The organism is Acinetobacter sp. ANC 3781, assembly GCF_004331285.1.
Lineage (GTDB): Bacteria > Pseudomonadota > Gammaproteobacteria > Pseudomonadales > Moraxellaceae > Acinetobacter.
This window is the reverse complement of record NZ_SJOH01000013.1, coordinates 95,704-112,119: the sequence shown is the minus strand read 5'-3', so window position 1 is coordinate 112,119 and position 16,416 is coordinate 95,704. Positions and strand designations below refer to the sequence as shown.

Below are 16,416 nucleotides of genomic sequence, written 5' to 3'. Positions count from 1 at the left end.
CCGCAAGATAAGACCCGAACGTATCCATAACAGTTGTGCTGGCGACAATAGCAAGAGTGAACCACCTGATCCCTTCCCGAACTCAGAAGTGAAACCTCTTTGCGCTGATGGTAGTGTGGGGTTACCCATGTGAGAGTAAGTCATCGCCAGCTCATTATTCCAAAAGCCCCGCTCAATAGCGGGGCTTTTTTTATGCTTAAAATAAATGCCAATGAGTTTTATTTTAGCCAGTTATTGGTGAGCCTCAGATTAGAAAGTTATCTTTAAAATTTATTACAAGAAATTTCAAATAAATTTGATTGAAAAATAAACTAAAATCGATCAATAGAAACTGGAAATGAGTGGTAATTATTTTAATTTTAGATTTTATTATTACTTGAAATATATTAATAAAACTAAAACTATTAAAATCAAAATTAGTCAATTAGTCGAATATCAAGTTTGTGAATAGCAGACATTTCATCATTTATATATAAAATTAGTTATTTTAATACAATAAGATAGAATGCATCTCATAAAGAAACACTCATAATCTTTGGTCTTATTGTTAATCGAAATTCATATTAGTATATTGAGCAAAATTGAATTTTAACTTAACAATTCGTGGGCTGTGATGGACAAGTACTCATGGGAGATGAGAGCGAATGACAACGGAAAAAATAGATGTAAATTCTGTAGTGGATCATGCGAAATTTAAGCCATTTCATTTCAATGTGGTTGCTTGGTGTTTGCTCATTATCCTATTTGACGGCTACGATTTAGCAATTAATGGTGTGACTTTACCATTACTCATGAATGATTGGGGCTTAAGTGCTGTCCAGGCAGGCATGTTAGCCAGTACAGCTCTTGCTGGTATGATGTTTGGTGCGATGATTTTTGGCTCCCTCGCGGACAAGATTGGTCGTAAGAAAGTGATCCTGATCTGTATTGTATTATTCAGTGGTTTAACTTTTGCGGGCGGTTTTGCTTCAAATCCAACCGAATTCGGTATTTTACGCTTCCTTGCCGGGCTCGGTATTGGTGGTGTAATGCCAAACCTTGTAGCGTTAACTTCCGAATATGCACCGCAAAAAATGCGTAGTACTTTGGTCACGACCATGTTCAGTGGCTATGCTGTAGGCGGGGTGATGGCAGCACTACTAGGTTCATGGTTTACTCCAACCTATGGTTGGCAAGTGATGTTCTTTATTGCCGGTATTCCCTTATTTTTATTACCGTTGGTGTGGAAGTTTTTGCCTGAATCACTCGCGTTTATTGTGAAACAGAACAAGCAGGCCGAAGCACGTCAAATCGTACGTCGCTTGGCGCCAAATCTGACTGTAACAGAGAATACGGTATTTACTTTGCCACAGGAAAATGTGCCTGAAGCAGCAAACGTTGTGAGCTTGTTCCGTCGCGGTCGTGCGGTAAATACCTTGCTGTTCTGGGTCGCATTCTTCACTTGTCTGTTAACCATGTATGCTTTAAGCAGCTGGTTACCGAAGTTAATGATGGCGGCAGGCTACTCGATGGATAACAGTCTGATGTTCATGATGGTGATGAACGTTGGTGCAGTCGTGGGTATTGTCGGTGGTGGTATTCTTGCGGATCGTTTCCATTTGAAACCGGTACTGATGGTTCTGGGTATTATGGGCGCGATTGTGATGAGCTTGATGGGTTTCCAGTCGAATACCTTCCTGCTTTACATCTTGGTGTTCTTGGCCGGTGCAGCGTCGATTGGTTCGCAAATGCTATTGTATAGCTATGTTGCACAGTTCTACCCACTTGCGGTGCGTTCGACAGGTATTGGCTGGTCTTCTGCGATTGGTCGTATGGGCGCGATTGTAGGGCCAATTCTGATTGGTGGCTTACTCGGTATGAACTTGCCTGCTTACTTCAACTTTATGGCAGTCGGTTTACCGGTTCTGATTACTGCAATTGCGGTTGCGTTGATCATGCATGATGATGAGTCTGAAAAAATTGGTTCAATTGAACCAGCAGTGTCTAAAGCTTAAGAAATCAACTTTAAAAAGAAGCCTCCGAAAGGGGGCTTTTGTTATTTTAAAGTTTAATCTTACTATTAATTTACACATTTATAGAAATTAAAAAAAGAGGGTTATTTTGAAATTACTTTTATCCTGCATGGATTGTTTTAAAGAGCAAGGTTATCCATCAAATAGCTTTGTCGCTGTTGATTTTATTGAACAAGGTGCTTATTCATTAACATGCTCTAAAGGACATGAAACAATAACGCTACTTCAGCAAATGAAATTTGAAGTACTTTATGAAATCGGAGCACATGCAATTTTAGATGGATATTATAGAGAAGCAATTTCATCCTTTGCCGCGAGTTTAGAGCGTTTTTACGAATTTTCTATAAAAGTTATTTTAAAAAAATCATGCAATGACCAAGTTATTGAACAGGCATGGAAAAAAATAGCTAGTCAATCTGAAAGACAGATGGGCGCATTCGTATTTCTATGGGTGAATCAATTCCAAGATTTACCTACAGTTTTATCTGACAAAATGGTACAGCTTAGGAACTCTGTTATTCATAAAGGAGTCATACCAACTAGAGAAGAGAGTGTCAGATACGGAGATGATGTTTTACGTATAATTAATGCTTTAAAAAAAGAACTTAAAGATCAGTACTCAACAGAATTAGAAAATGTGGTTTTTCAACATTTACTACGGTCACATCAACGAGTTAATAGCAATTCATCTCCTTCTACAATGTTTATTTCAACTATAGTAAGTCTTACAAATGGTGAAGTTGATCATGATCAAAAAACATTAGAAGAACACTTAAAATCATTATCACAGCAAAGAGAAAAGTATAAGAGTATTCTTTAAGTTATGTTCATTTTAGAAAATGAGAGTATAAATTAAAAATATTTAAACATGATTAGACAATGGAATTTATATGAAACTCAACTCATTCTCCCCAATCCCTGAAGATGATGAAGAACTACATCTGCCTGAGCTGGTGTACTGGGCATCTTTAGGCGATGTTGATCAAGTGGAGCAGGGCATCAACGATGGTCTGGACGTCAACTCTGCTGATGAAGAAGGCTATAGCGCCTTGCATGCAGCTGCTGAAAATGATCATTTAGAGGTTGTGAAACTATTAATTAGTAAGGGTGCGGATATTAATCATCGCAGTACTTATACCGCTTTAGAACTTGCCGAAATGGCAGGAAATAAAGAAGTGGTGGTTTATCTAAAAAGCCTAAAAGGAATAGCTTAAATCACCTAAATACAAAAAAGCCCTATCAACCTGAGAGGGCTTCTTTGTATGCATTGCTTAGGTATAACGGCTGTTTTACCTCACGTCCTGATGCTCAAACTTATAATTATTGTTTTAGGTTTGGGAAACATCCTGTTTCCTGATGAATTCAGAATAAGAAAATTATCTTGAAGGAGATAGAGGTTTATAGAACTATTTTATGTACGTTATCTCTTACATAATCCACCAGACCAAGTGAAATGAAAAGTTTGTTACCAATAAAAAATAGTGATTTTCAATATTTTACTTAGAATAAAAGTGATGAGCTATTTGAATGGCAGAGGATAATAATGATGAAAATGTTCCGACAGCGTATGCTGACCACACTCATATTAATCAGTACATCAAGTTTAACAGCCTGTAATGCACAAACTGACGCTGTGAACCCTGCATCCAAGTCAGCCCCAGAAACGCCATCTTCCAAACCTTCTTCAGGTTTAGTTAATCAAACTTATAAACTGACGAACGTCGCACAGTTTAATGAACCTTGGGCGATTGCCTCTTTAAAGGATGGACGTTTGCTGGTCACTGAGCGAAAAGGAAAATTGCAATTATTTGATCCAAAAACTCGGCAACAGGTTGAAGTTAAAGGTATCCCCAAAGTGGCATACGGCGGACAAGGGGGCTTGGGTGATATTGCCTTGCATCCACAATTTGAACAGAATCATCAAATTTATATAAGTTATGCAGAAGCAGGACCGGGCGGTTATGGTGCTGTCGTTGCTCGCGGTGAGTTAGATTTATCCGGTGCTCAAAAACCACAACTTAAAAATTTAAAAATCATCTGGAAACAGGTACCTAAAGTCCAAGGTCAGGGCCATTATGCGCACCGGCTGTTATTTGGGGCTGATGGCAAGCTCTGGATTAGTTCCGGTGAACGTCAGAAGTTTGATCCTGCTCAGGATATGCAATCCAATTTAGGCAAAATCTTACGCTTAAATGATGATGGTATGCCAGCTGCAGGTAATCCATTTATGAATCAAGGGGAGATCGCAAAACAGGTCTGGTCATTGGGCCAACGTAATCCACTTGGCATTGCATTTGATCCTAAAGGGAAACTGTGGGTAGTTGAAATGGGGCCTAAAGGGGGCGATGAACTGAATCTGATTGTCAAAGGTGAAAACTATGGTTATCCGTTAGTTTCAAATGGCGATCATTATGATGGAAAAGATATTCCTGACCATCATACCCGTCCTGAATTTAAAGCCCCTGAGATCAGCTGGACACCTGTCATCTCCCCATCTAGCCTAATATTTTACAAAGGCAATCAATTTCCTGCATGGAAAAATAAGGCCCTAATCGGTGGCTTGTCTTCTGAAGCGATTGTGGTGGTTGATACAGAAACGAAGCCAGTAAGGGAAGTACAACGCCTAGCTATGAAACAACGTATTCGTGGTTTAGTTGAAGCCCAAGACGGTTCAATTTGGGTACTCGAAGATGGTAAAAATGCAAAATTGGTTAAAATGACTGCAAAATAGTTTCAATTTTATTGGATTATAAAGCCCGATCCAAAGATCAGGCTATAAAAGATAACTGCGTAAATCATTGGGTCGAATTATGTTATGGAGGATTGTTTTGCTGATTGAGATTAAAGTTTTATATTTCAGCATGAGGTAAATTTTGGTTATTTAATTGAGCTTTTCGCCAAGTGGATGGCTCAATTTAAATCACAATACAAATAGTGATACGAATAAAATAAGTTAAAAAAAAGCCCCGACATCCTGTCGAGGCTTTTTTATATTCATTTTAAAGGTATAACTCCTGTCGTACCCGTCAGCGTCCTGCTGTTTATTGCCTATCATTATTGTTTTGTGCTTTAGAGACTTCCTGTCTCTGTATGGCTTAAATATAGCGCTTAAATTAATATGTGAAAAGTGGAGATATTCTGCAACTGTTGTAAGCTAAAACCTACACAGGTGCTTAAAAAATATCAGGCACTCACATATTGAATCAGTTTATCCAAAACAGATCTGAGATTTTTGTTATCAAATTCATTCGGTTCAAATTCTTCAGTTTTATTGCGGGAGAAAATGTCTCGAATTTCAATCACCGCATTGCTGTCGACTAAACCGAGCTGGGTTCCAACTTGACGAATTTGATCAATCGAGCGTGAGCCATTGGTTGCGCCATAGCCAATATAGGCCGCCGGTTTACCTTGCCATTCTTTGCCTAAGTAGTCCAAAGCATTTTTAAGTGCCGGACTATAACCATGGTTATATTCAGGGCTAATCAGAATAACCGCATCACCCGAAGCAATTTTGTCTGCCCATTGTTGTTGTTTGGGCTGATCATAAATACCGGTCAGAGGAGGGTGGCTACCTGAAAAAATAGGCAGGTTCCATTCTTTTAAATCGATTAGTTCAACCTGAACGGTACTGTAATTGGCTCTTTCAACGCTTCTTTGTACCCAGCGCGCGACTTTAATTGCAATACGACCTTCACGAACACTACCGACAATAATCTGGATTTTCATCTTGAACCTGTGTCTTTTTATAAAGTTATGCTCTAAATTAGTCTGAATGTGCTAGGCTGAATATGAGGAATTTGTATCTTGAGAATGTAAAAAAGCTCCCGAAGGAGCTTTTAAAAAATCAGAGTTTAGATGATTTTTTACATGAGTTTAATGCCTTGTTGACCGGCAGGCGTTACTTTAAAGATTTCTACTTCAAAGGTAATATTTTTTCCTGCAAGCGGGTGATTAAAATCAATTTCAGTAATATCTTCACCGACTGATTTCACTACCCCAAATAGACTTTGTTTGGCTTTATCTTCAAACTCAATCATATGACCGACAATCGGTGTCTGTTCGAATTTAACCGTATCAAATGTTTGTACGTTTTCAGGGTTCCAGGGACCGAATGCATCTTCCGCAGGAAGACTCACGGTACGACGGTCACCAGCACGCAAACCAAACAGTGCTTTTTCAAAACCGGGCAATAAGCTGCCGTCGCCCATCACCAAGCTTACCGGTTCTTCACGGCTACGGGTGTTATCAATTTCTACACCGTTTTCAATGGCCACCGAAAAATGCAGGTCTACTTTCGAGCCTTCATTAACACGGGTTTCTTCGTTTGGATTAATAATTTCAGTCATTGTGTTGCGCTTCCGCACGTTGAATACGTTGCTTTTCTAGGAAAAAAGTATCGATCAGCAGCAAAATAGTACCTAGAGTAATGGCACTATCTGCAATATTAAAAGCAGGGAAGTGGCTGTTGTTGTAGTAAACGTGAATGAAATCGACCACATAACCCAAAGATACGCGGTCAATTAAGTTACCAATTGCACCACCCAAAATCAGGGCAACCGCAATCGGTAAAATCACCATTTTTTTCGGCATACGCATTAGCCAAAATACAAAAATTACAGACACTAAACCTGCCAGTGAAGTAAAGAAATAACGTTGCCATCCGCCGGCATCGGACAAGAAACTAAAGGCTGCGCCATAGTTATGCAGTAATGTCCAATTTAAAAAGGGCAGTACCGGCACAGGATCTGCATAATTTAGATGTGTCGTTGCAATCCATTTGGTCCATTGGTCGAGAATAATCGCGACAATGGATAAACCCACCCACATCAGATTGTGTGGGTAGAACTGGAACAAACCCTTTTTAGTTTGCGGATTAGGCATATTTTCTCTCTTCGCCTTGACCTGTAGGAAGGTTAATAATACAACGAGAACAAAGACCTGGATGTTCGTGATGTGTATTCACGTCCGGCAGCACATGCCAGCAGCGCGCACATTTTTCGCCCTCTGCAGCCGAAACTTTTACCCGTAAGCCTTCAAGATCTGTGGCTTCACCCTGCGCTTCATTAAATGCATTTACAATCACAGTCGAGGTGATTAACACAAAACGAAGTTCATCATCTAACTGATCAAGCACCGCTTTCAATTCAGCATTTGCCCAAAGTTCAACTTTAGCAGACAGGTTAGAACCAATCAGTTTAGCATTACGTGCAGCTTCAATTTGCTTGTTCACTGCGGATTTAACGCTAATTAAAGTTTGCCAATCCGCTTCTGAAACCAAGTTGGCTTTCGAGGCAACCGGAATGTCATACCATTCTGTGGTGAACACGTATTTCTCAGTTTGCCCCGGAATTAGAGGCCAAGCTTCTTGCGCAGTAAAGGTCAAGATTGGGGCCATCCAGCGAACGAAAGCTTGCACCAAGTGATACAAGGCAGTTTGTGCAGAATGACGCGCTTGCGAGTCTGCTTTGGTGGTGTATTGACGGTCTTTGATGATGTCTAAATAGAAACCACCCAGATCATTAATGCAGAAGTTGGTCAACGAACTTGCCACGATATGGAAGTTCATATCTTCATAGGCTTGCTGAATGGTTTTTTGTACGTCCGCTGCACGTTGCAGGATGTATTGATCAAGTGCAATCAACTGATCGACTGGCAATGCATCTGTAGCGGGTTGGAAGCCATTCAGGTTTGCCAACAAGAAACGCAAGGTGTTACGGATACGACGGTAACCATCAGAGGCACGGCTAAAAATTTCTTTACCCGCAGTCATTTCATAACGGTAATCCGCAGATGCGATCCAGAAACGCAAACCATCTGCACCCATGTCTTTAATGATGTCTTGCGGTGTAATCACGTTACCAATGGATTTCGACATCTTACGGCCTTTTTCATCGACCACGAAACCGTGAGTCAACAAGCCTTTGTAAGGTGCGCGGTTATTAATTGCGATAGAGGTGAGCAATGATGACTGGAACCAACCACGGTGCTGATCTGAACCTTCAAGGTACAAATCAGCAGGATCAGTCAATTCTTCACGTTCACGCAGTACCGCATAATGGGTTGTACCCGAGTCAAACCAGACGTCTAGCGTATCGCGTACTGCATTGTACTGTTCAGCATCAGCACCGATGAAGTCTTTCGCTTCACGGTTATACCAACCATCAATGCCTTCCTGTTCAATCAGTTTTGCAACTTCTTCGATCAGTTCAGGGGTACGTGGATGCAATTCGTTGGTGTCTTTATGCACGAAGAACGGGATTGGTACACCCCAAGTCCGTTGACGCGAGATACACCAGTCCGGACGGCCTTCAATCATCGCCTGAATACGGTTTTTACCCCAATCCGGAACAAAACTGATGTCGTTTTCAATCGCGTTTAAAGCGCCTTGGCGTAAACCTTTTTCGTCCATGCTGATGAACCACTGCGGGGTGGCACGGAAGATAATCGGGGTTTTATGACGCCAGCAATGCGGATAGCTATGTTTAATCACCACATGTGCCCAAAGCTTATTGGCTTCACTTAATGCTGCAATAATTTTTGGATTGGCTTTATAGATGTGCTCGCCTGCAAAAATAGGTGCAGTCGGTAAATACACACCGTTACCACCGACAGGATTATCAACTTTCAAGTTGTACAATAAGCCCACTTTATAATCGTCTACACCATGACCGGGTGCAGTATGTACCGCACCTGTACCGCTGGTTGCGATGACGTGTTCGCCTAAAATCACAGGAACCTGACGCTCCGTAATTAAAGGATGTTGTAATTGTAAATTCTCAAGTTTGCTACCGGCAAAATCAGCAATCACTTCAACGGTGGTAAAACCATAGCGTTCAGTGGCAGATTCAACTAAATCTTTGGCCAGGATGAAGTTTTGTGCTGCTTTTTCGTCGCCACGTGCTTTAACAAGTTGATATTCAATATCTGCATGCAGGGCAACGGCCTGGTTTGCTGGAATGGTCCAAGGCGTCGTGGTCCAGATCACAATGTCAGTTGAGTCTTTAACTTCTACGCCCAAACGAGCCGATAAATCTGTTAAATCAACAACAGTGAAACCGACGTCGATGGCATCCGATTTTTTATCTTCGTATTCAACTTCAGCTTCAGCCAAAGATGAACCACAGTCCAAACACCAGTTGACTGGTTTAAGACCCGGTTCGATATGACCTTGTTTTTGGATTTCACCCAGCGAACGCACGATATTTGCTTCTTGCGCAAAATTCATGGTCAGGTAAGGATTGTCCCAATCCCCAAATACGCCCATACGCACAAAGTCTTTTTTCTGTAATTCGACTTGAGTATAGGCATATTCGCGGCAATGTTTACGGAAGGTTGCAGCATCGACTTTAACGCCCACTTTACCAACTTTTTCTTCAACTTTGAGTTCAATCGGTAAACCGTGACAGTCCCAACCCGGAACATACGGTGCATCAAAGCCATCCATAATCCGGCTTTTGATGATGATATCTTTGAGTACTTTGTTTACCGCATGACCCAAGTGAATTTGACCATTTGCGTATGGAGGGCCATCGTGAAGCACATATTTTTTCTTGCCAATACGCGATGCACGAATCTGCTGATAAATGTTGTCGGCATACCACTCTTCTAACCATTTTGCTTCACGTACTGCGAGATTTGCTTTCATCGCAAATTCAGTACCTGGGAGGTTTAGCGTGGCTTTGTAATCCACTGCATTTTCAGGAGTTTGCTTATCGCTCATGCAAGTTGTCTTCCAATTTAATCAGTCTTAGGCTGACGCGTTTTACAATAAAAAATATGGGATTTAAAAAGGGGAATTGGGGGTGTTTTGTCGAAACTCAAGCAGTTTCTCAACATCATCATCAATTCCCGCTTTCAATGCTTCAAGCGAAGGGTAGTCCTTTTCACCATGTAAATAGTTCAAGAATGTCACCCGCATTAACAGGCCATACAGATTAGCAGAAACATCAGGAAAATGTACTTCTAATCGCCATTCTGGCTGCTGCTGTTTAATGGCTGGTCGAGTTCCAACATGTCCTGCGCCAAACAGGGCTGTCGGTTTATAGCCTGCAATCCCCAATTTTTCAGGATTGCCGGCTTTCACTTTATCTTTTAAAGATTCGGTTTCACATAATACTTCAACGCCGTAAATCCCGTTTAAACACGGTTTATGACGGTTGAGACGGACGTTAATGGTGGGGAAATTAATGGTTCGTCCGATCTGATCGCCGTATTGTACCCGGCCGGTAATGCTATACGGACGTCCTAGCAGTTTTGCAGCCAGCGCTAAATCACCTGCTTGTAAGGTATGACGAATCCGGGTCGAGCTGACACGGTGTCCATCTAATGCAATTGTATGCAAGTTGGTGACTTGAAAACCGTAGCCGCGCAAAAATTCACTATTGCCTTGACGGTTTTTACCAAAATGGAAATCGTCGCCCAGAACCAGATGTTCTGCATTGAGTTTGTGTTTGAGAATAGCGGCAAAACTTTCAGCATTTAAGCTACGGAAATGATTATCAAATTTTGCAATCGCGATATAGTCGACACCCAGTTCGGTTAAATATTCAACTTTCTCACGTAATGAGCTAATGCGTGGTGGTGCTTCATAGCCTTTAAAGAACTCTAAAGGTTGCGGTTCAAAAATCATCACCAAAGTTTTTAAATTTTGTGCTGCGGCAAGTTGTTTTAATTGTGCAATCATTGCCTGATGACCCAAATGTACACCGTCAAAATTACCAATCGTAACGGCAGTTTTTGGCAATTGAAAATTTGGCGCTAAAGCATTCAGGCGGAGCAGCTTCATGGGCGAATCAATAAGTGAAAAATTATCAGGGCTATATATTGCCATAATCTTGAGCATTCGTCTTGTTGTTGTGTTTTCATCCAAAAAAATTATCAGATATCTACCTAAAAATAGAGGTATAAAAAGGTCAAAATACAGCTTGATTCAAGGCAGATTTTTAAATTTGCACTCTTACTGTAATTCTTTTTTAATGGGTGCAGTTTTGAATTGGCAAATAAATAAGGTATTACAATGTCAGATTTGGCTTTAATCATGGCACTTCCCAATGAATCAAAAGGTTTGTTTGAGCAAGCGGGTATTCAAGTGCATTACAGTGGTATTGGTAAGGTGAATGCCGCATTTAAAGCCTTTGAAGTGATTCAAAAAACCGGTTGTAAAACTTTACTTAACTTGGGCTCAGCAGGAAGTTCTCAATTTGATGCACATGTACTAGTCGAAGTGGCGACTTTTGTGCAACGCGATATGGATGTATCGCCACTGGGTTTTGCAGTCGGCGTTACACCTATGGATGATGATCACCCCGCAGAAATTCATTTAGAGTCTTATTTTCAGCAGCTGGAAAAAGGCACTTGTGGAACAGGCGACAGCTTTGAAACAGGTACGCCGAAAGTGCCATGCAATCTGGTGGATATGGAAGGTTATGCACTTGCGAAAGTCTGCAAGAAGCTGGGTGTGCGATTCATTTCAGTGAAATATATTACCGATGGTGCCAATGACACCGCGCATCTGGATTGGGAAGAAAATTTATTATTAGGCGCGCAAAAGTTATTAAAATTATACCAAACGGTCAAATAAGCAGAGTGGGTTTGGAAGTTCGGCGACCATAGTTGTCTATGGTCGTATGCCAAAATTATCCTAGACGATAATTTAAGAGTTATGGACGAGGAATCACGCCGTATAAAATCATATGCACAGTATGTTGGATAATCCGCTGCTGCATACTACGGTTACGCAAAGTCTTGCCTGTAACCATTTCCATTTGGGTCGCGAAATCTGCATAGTTTTGAGTCACCGCCCAAATATTCAGAATTAAAAGCTCAGGATCAATTTCCTTGGAAATTTTCCCTTGCTCTTGCCACATGGTAATGACCTTGGCTTTACGCTTTACCAGTTTCTTTAACGGACCTTTTAAAATTGGCAAAATATGCGGCGCACCTTGAATAACTTCCAAAGCAAACAGTCGCGATGCTTTCGGCTGGGTACGAGAGACCTCAATTTTTTGCAATAAATAATTGGTGATCGCTTCTTCAGGCTCAAGCTCTGTCTCTACCATTTGCAGTGGAGCAAGCCACTTTTGCAATACCGTAGTGAGCACTTCAACGTACAAGGCTTCCTTATTTTCATAATAATAGAAAATATTGGATTTGTGCATTTCGGCAATCTGAGCAATCTCGTCTAAGCTTGCCCCATTAAAACCGTAAAGGGAAAATACATCCAAAGCTGCATTCAGCAGTTGATGACGTTTTTGTGTACTCTTTTTTTGTTCCATTGGCCATTTAAAGACAATTAAAAGTGGAACCTTAAATTGTACGACAAATCATCAGATTTGTGCACAGGCAAAAGTTTTAATTTTATGAATATTGACGATTTATTTTTTAGATCAGCTATCAAATTGCCAAATTTTTGAGCAATGTAAAAAGATGCGGTAAAAGAGTGCAGAAAATAGCTCAATAGAGATTGTTAAATAATTCAATAGGATTGAATTATTATATTTTTTCAATGATTCAGTTAAAGGCTTAATTCATAAATGAATGATTAAATTAATTAAAGAATAAGATGAGGATTATGTAACCTTATCATGAGATGAGCCCAAACTTGATGATCAGAATGTGCTCATTTCAAATGTAAAATATCAGGTTGCTAATACAGCATTCAGAACTTGTTGCTCTAACTCGCTAAACACGTAATCTTTTTTACGCGGTCGTGGTAAATCGACTTTAAACTGCTTAGCAATATGTCCTTTATCGAGCAAAATAATTCGATCGGCCAGTTGTACCGCTTCACTGACGTCATGGGTCACTAAAATGGCGGTAAAGCCTTGCTCACGCCATAGTTTTTCAATCAAGCCCTGCATGTCTAAACGGGTAAGTGCATCCAGTGCGCCGAGTGGTTCATCTAAGAGCAAGATGCGAGGCTTATGTGACAATGCACGTGCAAGCGCGGTACGCTGACGCTGCCCTCCCGAAAGTTGTGAAGGCCACAATCCCGCTTTTTCTTTCAGTCCGACTTTTTCTAGCAGGGCAGAGGCATTGCCTTGATGCGCTTTGGATAAACCCAACTGTACATTTTGTTCAATGCTACGCCATGGCAAAAGTCGCGGGTCTTGGAACATGACACGGATGTCATCACTGCTAATGCCTTCGCGAATATGTCGTGCCGATTTAAATTTGATTTCACCATAGCTGGGTTGTTCTAAATCCGCTATCAGACGAAGCAGGGTACTTTTACCACAGCCACTACGACCGACAATGGCAAGAAACTCACCCGGTTGAATATGCAGGTCTAAATCTTCCAGAACCGTTACATCACCATAGAATTTATGCAGTTGCTCAATCAGAATTTCTGCACCGACCACAGCGGTTGGATGGATATCTGTAGTTGCAGGCTGTTCTGATACGGTCTTATCTTCTACTACATGTCGCCCTATACTTAAATCAGTCATGACTTATTCCTTATTTTTGATATCCCGCATGCCAGCGCAGTAAGTATTGTTCTAAGCCTACTGCCAGTACATCGGCCAATTTTCCAAGCAGGGCGTAGAGCAAAATCCCAACCAGCACCACATCGGTTTGTAAGAATTCACGTGCATTCATGGTCATGTAGCCAATGCCGGATTGTGCTGAAATGGTTTCTGCCACAATGAGCAGTACCCACACCAGACCCAATGCAAAGCGCAAACCGACCAGAATGGAGGGCATGGCACCCGGTAAAATAATTTCTTTGTATAACTGTCCACGAGTCAAACCGTAGCTTTTACCCATCTCGATCAGTTGCGGATCAACTGAACGAATCCCATGATAAGTGTTGATATAAATCGGGAAAAAAACACCGACAGCGACTAAAAAAAGTTTGGCTGACTCATCAATTCCGAACCATAGAATCACCAAAGGAATTAAAGCCAAAGCTGGAATATTACGGATCATTTGCAAGGTGGTGTCGAGCAGGGTCGATGCCGTCTTAGAAGAACCATTCAGTAGACCAAGTAATAAGCCTAAACCACCGCCAACCAATAAACCGAGTAAGGCACGTCCAGCACTGACTTTGACATGCTGCCAGAGTTCACCACTGAGAAGCAGGTGCCAGAATGCAGTTATGACCGCCGTCGGTGCAGGCAAAATACGGCTTTCCAAAAGCCCGGTAGTAGATGCAATTTGCCAAATCAAGATCAGGGCAATGGGAACCAACCAAGGCAGCAAATGCTGCCCAAATTGTGTTCCACGTGAAACCTTTTTTTGAGCCAAGGCTTCGGCAGAAACGCTTTTACTCATTAGGCCGGCTCCTGAGTTTTTACTTCTTGTTTCGCCTCATCTGGTACGTAGTTATTTGCCACGATTTCACCAAAAGGACCAGTCAGATTCGGTTGGGTCAATTTTTTACGGGTTTGCAAAGGCAGTAACGGGAACACCAGTTCAGCAAAACGGATGGATTCTTCCAGATGCGGATAGCCTGAGAAAATAAAGGTATCAATACCCAAGTCAGCATATTCCTGAATGCGGTCTGCAACAGTTTGTGGATCGCCCACCAAGGCCGTACCTGCACCACCACGAACAAGACCTACACCTGCCCACAGGTTCGGAGATACTTCAAGTTTGCTGCGGTCACCGTTATGTAGTTCAGCCATGCGACGTTGGCCGACCGAATCCATTTGTTTGAATTTTTGTTGTGCAGCGGCAATGGTTGCATCATCCACATACTGAATCAGTTCTTCCGCGGCAGTCCATGCCTGTTGATTGGTTTCACGAACAATCACGTGTAAACGGATACCGTAATTTAGGCTACGCCCTTTAGCTGCAGCTTTGGCTTTGACATTTTCAATTTTTTCTTTCACTGCTGCAGGTGGCTCACCCCATGTTAGATAAGTATCGACCTGGTCGGTGGCCAAATCGACTGCGGCATCTGAAGAACCTCCAAACCAAAGTGGGGGATAGGGGTGTTGCACAGGTGGATAAAGCAATTTGGCGTCTTCCACTTGTAAACGTTCACCATTGAAACTGAAGCTTTCACCGCTATGTGAACGTTTTAAAATCTCACGCCAGATGGTGGTGTATTCAGCGGCAGTTTTATAGCGCGTCGCATGATCTTCATAAACGCCGTCACCTTTCAGCTCTTGCTCATCACCACCGGTAACCAGGTTAAGCAGAACACGACCATTCGATAAACGGTCAAAAGTGGCAGCCATACGTGCAGCCAGTGCCGGAGTCGTCACCCCGGGACGTAGCGCAACCAAGAATTTTAAATTTTTGGTGGCATCAATCAGGCTGGCTGCTGTAATCCACGGATCTTCACATGAGCGGCCGGTTGGAATGAGTACGCCTTCATAACCCAAGTTATCTACCGCTACGGCAATCTGTTTCATATAAGCATGATCGACCTGACGTGCGCCTTTGCTTGTGCCTAAATAACGACTGTCACCATGCGTAGGTATAAACCAGAAAATTTTCATTGCTTTGATCCTTAGATTATTTGCCTGCCCAAACGGCTTGCTGAATATTGATGTGATTAGGAATGATTTTGAGTTCACTAAAGCGATCGGCCAGTTGCTGCTGTTCCGAAATCACTTCTTTAGTCAAAGGTGCTGCAAGAGAGGGGCGCGGACGGCGCTGAACAAAAGTGAGGCTCACGTTAGGCTTTAAGCCGGTGTTTTTTGCAATTAAATTTGCAGTCGCGTGCTGATTCTTTTGTACCCACGCATCGGCTAAATTAATCTGTTGAATTACACCTTTAATGGCTTGTGGATGCTGTTTTACAAATTCAGGTGCCGCCAGATAGAAGGTGTAATTTGGACTGAGGCCTTTACCTGAGGCAAGGGCTTTGGCTTGATCTTCAAGTTGAGTCGATGCGTAATATGGATCCCAGATGGCCCATGCATCCACAGCACCTTTTTGAAATGCTGCCCGTGCATCTGCAGGGCTGAGCCATATCGGTTGAATATCTGTCCATTTCAAGCCAGCCTTCACTACGGCTTGAACCACTAAATAATGAGCACTTGAGCCTTTTTGCAATGCAATACGTTTGCCCTTCAAATCACTCAGTTTTTTTAAGCTCGAGTTTTTAGGGACTAAAATTGCGGATGCCAAAGGTTTAGCTGCCTCATAAGCAATGTAATACAAAGGCTTATTGGCTGCCTGTGCATATACAGGCGGCGTATCGCCAGTGACGCTAATATCTACCGAACCTACAGCAAGTGCTTCTAAAATTTGCGGACCGGCTGGAAATTCATTCCATGTTATTTTTGCGTTTGGAAATTCTTTCTCATATAGCTTTTGCTCTTTGGCTACAGCAAAGTTAATGGAACTTTTTTGGTAACCAATCCGCAGTTCTTTAACCGAAGGATCGACTGCCCAAGCTGCACTTGAACCCAACATCGCACAAGCAATCAGCATCGCGTTCATGCCATGA

15 protein-coding genes and 1 rRNA gene are annotated in these 16,416 nt (G+C 41.9%); 6 read left to right on the top strand and 10 right to left on the bottom strand.

Translation table 11 applies throughout. The features are described 5' to 3' along the window. Positions 1 to 37: 37 nt before the first annotated feature. From rrf to E0H89_RS10910, 5 genes are all read left to right on the top strand, one after another. Positions 38 to 152, top strand: a 5S ribosomal RNA gene (gene rrf, locus E0H89_RS10930). A gap of 492 nt (positions 153 to 644) precedes the next feature. Then, positions 645 to 1,994, top strand: coding sequence for an aromatic acid/H+ symport family MFS transporter (locus E0H89_RS10925; protein ID WP_131216978.1), 1,350 nt, complete (start codon positions 645 to 647; stop codon positions 1,992 to 1,994). A gap of 106 nt (positions 1,995 to 2,100) precedes the next feature. Further along, complete coding sequence (locus tag E0H89_RS10920) at positions 2,101 to 2,832, top strand: hypothetical protein (RefSeq protein WP_131216976.1); 732 nt, start codon at positions 2,101 to 2,103, stop codon at positions 2,830 to 2,832. A 70-nt stretch (positions 2,833 to 2,902) separates the two neighbouring features. Next, positions 2,903 to 3,226 carry an ankyrin repeat domain-containing protein gene (locus E0H89_RS10915; protein WP_131216972.1) on the top strand — a complete coding sequence of 108 codons (324 nt, stop codon included), beginning with the start codon at positions 2,903 to 2,905 and terminating at the stop codon, positions 3,224 to 3,226. A 332-nt stretch (positions 3,227 to 3,558) separates the two neighbouring features. Continuing rightward, positions 3,559 to 4,743, top strand: a complete 1,185-nt coding sequence (locus tag E0H89_RS10910; protein WP_131216971.1) for a PQQ-dependent sugar dehydrogenase — start codon at positions 3,559 to 3,561, stop codon at positions 4,741 to 4,743. A gap of 452 nt (positions 4,744 to 5,195) precedes the next feature. On the opposite strand, the gene E0H89_RS10905 is transcribed toward E0H89_RS10910, so the two are convergent. From E0H89_RS10905 to ribF, 5 genes are all read right to left on the bottom strand, one after another. Next, complete coding sequence (locus E0H89_RS10905; protein ID WP_131216969.1) at positions 5,196 to 5,738, bottom strand: NADPH-dependent FMN reductase; 543 nt, start codon at positions 5,736 to 5,738, stop codon at positions 5,196 to 5,198. A gap of 137 nt (positions 5,739 to 5,875) precedes the next feature. After that, positions 5,876 to 6,358, bottom strand: a complete 483-nt coding sequence (locus E0H89_RS10900) for an FKBP-type peptidyl-prolyl cis-trans isomerase (protein ID WP_131216967.1) — start codon at positions 6,356 to 6,358, stop codon at positions 5,876 to 5,878. Then, positions 6,351 to 6,893 (bottom strand): signal peptidase II, encoded by a 543-nt coding sequence (lspA, locus tag E0H89_RS10895; RefSeq protein WP_131216966.1) that lies wholly within the window; start codon positions 6,891 to 6,893, stop codon positions 6,351 to 6,353. Before lspA ends, E0H89_RS10900 begins: the two co-directional genes overlap by 8 nt. Beyond that, positions 6,886 to 9,732: an isoleucine--tRNA ligase gene (gene ileS / locus E0H89_RS10890; protein ID WP_131216964.1), complete on the bottom strand. Its 2,847-nt coding sequence runs from the start codon at positions 9,730 to 9,732 to the stop codon at positions 6,886 to 6,888. Before ileS ends, lspA begins: the two co-directional genes overlap by 8 nt. Before the next feature lie 63 nt (positions 9,733 to 9,795). Further along, positions 9,796 to 10,797 carry a riboflavin biosynthesis protein RibF gene (gene ribF / locus E0H89_RS10885; RefSeq protein WP_131216962.1) on the bottom strand — a complete coding sequence of 334 codons (1,002 nt, stop codon included), beginning with the start codon at positions 10,795 to 10,797 and terminating at the stop codon, positions 9,796 to 9,798. Positions 10,798 to 11,028: 231 nt separating this feature from the next. On the opposite strand from ribF, the gene E0H89_RS10880 reads away from it, so the two are divergent. Then, the gene (locus E0H89_RS10880) at positions 11,029 to 11,592 is read left to right on the top strand and encodes a phosphorylase family protein (protein ID WP_131216960.1); all 564 of its coding nucleotides are present in this window, start codon (positions 11,029 to 11,031) and stop codon (positions 11,590 to 11,592) included. 79 nt (positions 11,593 to 11,671) lie between these two features. On the opposite strand, the gene E0H89_RS10875 is transcribed toward E0H89_RS10880, so the two are convergent. The 5 genes from E0H89_RS10875 to E0H89_RS10855 form a co-directional block, all read right to left on the bottom strand. Beyond that, positions 11,672 to 12,286, bottom strand: a complete 615-nt coding sequence (locus tag E0H89_RS10875; RefSeq protein ID WP_131216958.1) for a TetR/AcrR family transcriptional regulator — start codon at positions 12,284 to 12,286, stop codon at positions 11,672 to 11,674. A 363-nt stretch (positions 12,287 to 12,649) separates the two neighbouring features. Next, positions 12,650 to 13,459 (bottom strand): ABC transporter ATP-binding protein, encoded by an 810-nt coding sequence (locus E0H89_RS10870; RefSeq protein WP_131216956.1) that lies wholly within the window; start codon positions 13,457 to 13,459, stop codon positions 12,650 to 12,652. A 10-nt stretch (positions 13,460 to 13,469) separates the two neighbouring features. Next, positions 13,470 to 14,285: an aliphatic sulfonate ABC transporter permease SsuC gene (ssuC, locus tag E0H89_RS10865; RefSeq protein ID WP_131216954.1), complete on the bottom strand. Its 816-nt coding sequence runs from the start codon at positions 14,283 to 14,285 to the stop codon at positions 13,470 to 13,472. After that, positions 14,285 to 15,460, bottom strand: a complete 1,176-nt coding sequence (gene ssuD / locus E0H89_RS10860; RefSeq protein WP_131216953.1) for an FMNH2-dependent alkanesulfonate monooxygenase — start codon at positions 15,458 to 15,460, stop codon at positions 14,285 to 14,287. Before ssuD ends, ssuC begins: the two co-directional genes overlap by 1 nt. 16 nt (positions 15,461 to 15,476) lie before the next feature. After that, complete coding sequence (locus E0H89_RS10855; protein ID WP_250697859.1) at positions 15,477 to 16,409, bottom strand: sulfonate ABC transporter substrate-binding protein; 933 nt, start codon at positions 16,407 to 16,409, stop codon at positions 15,477 to 15,479. Positions 16,410 to 16,416 lie beyond the last annotated feature (7 nt).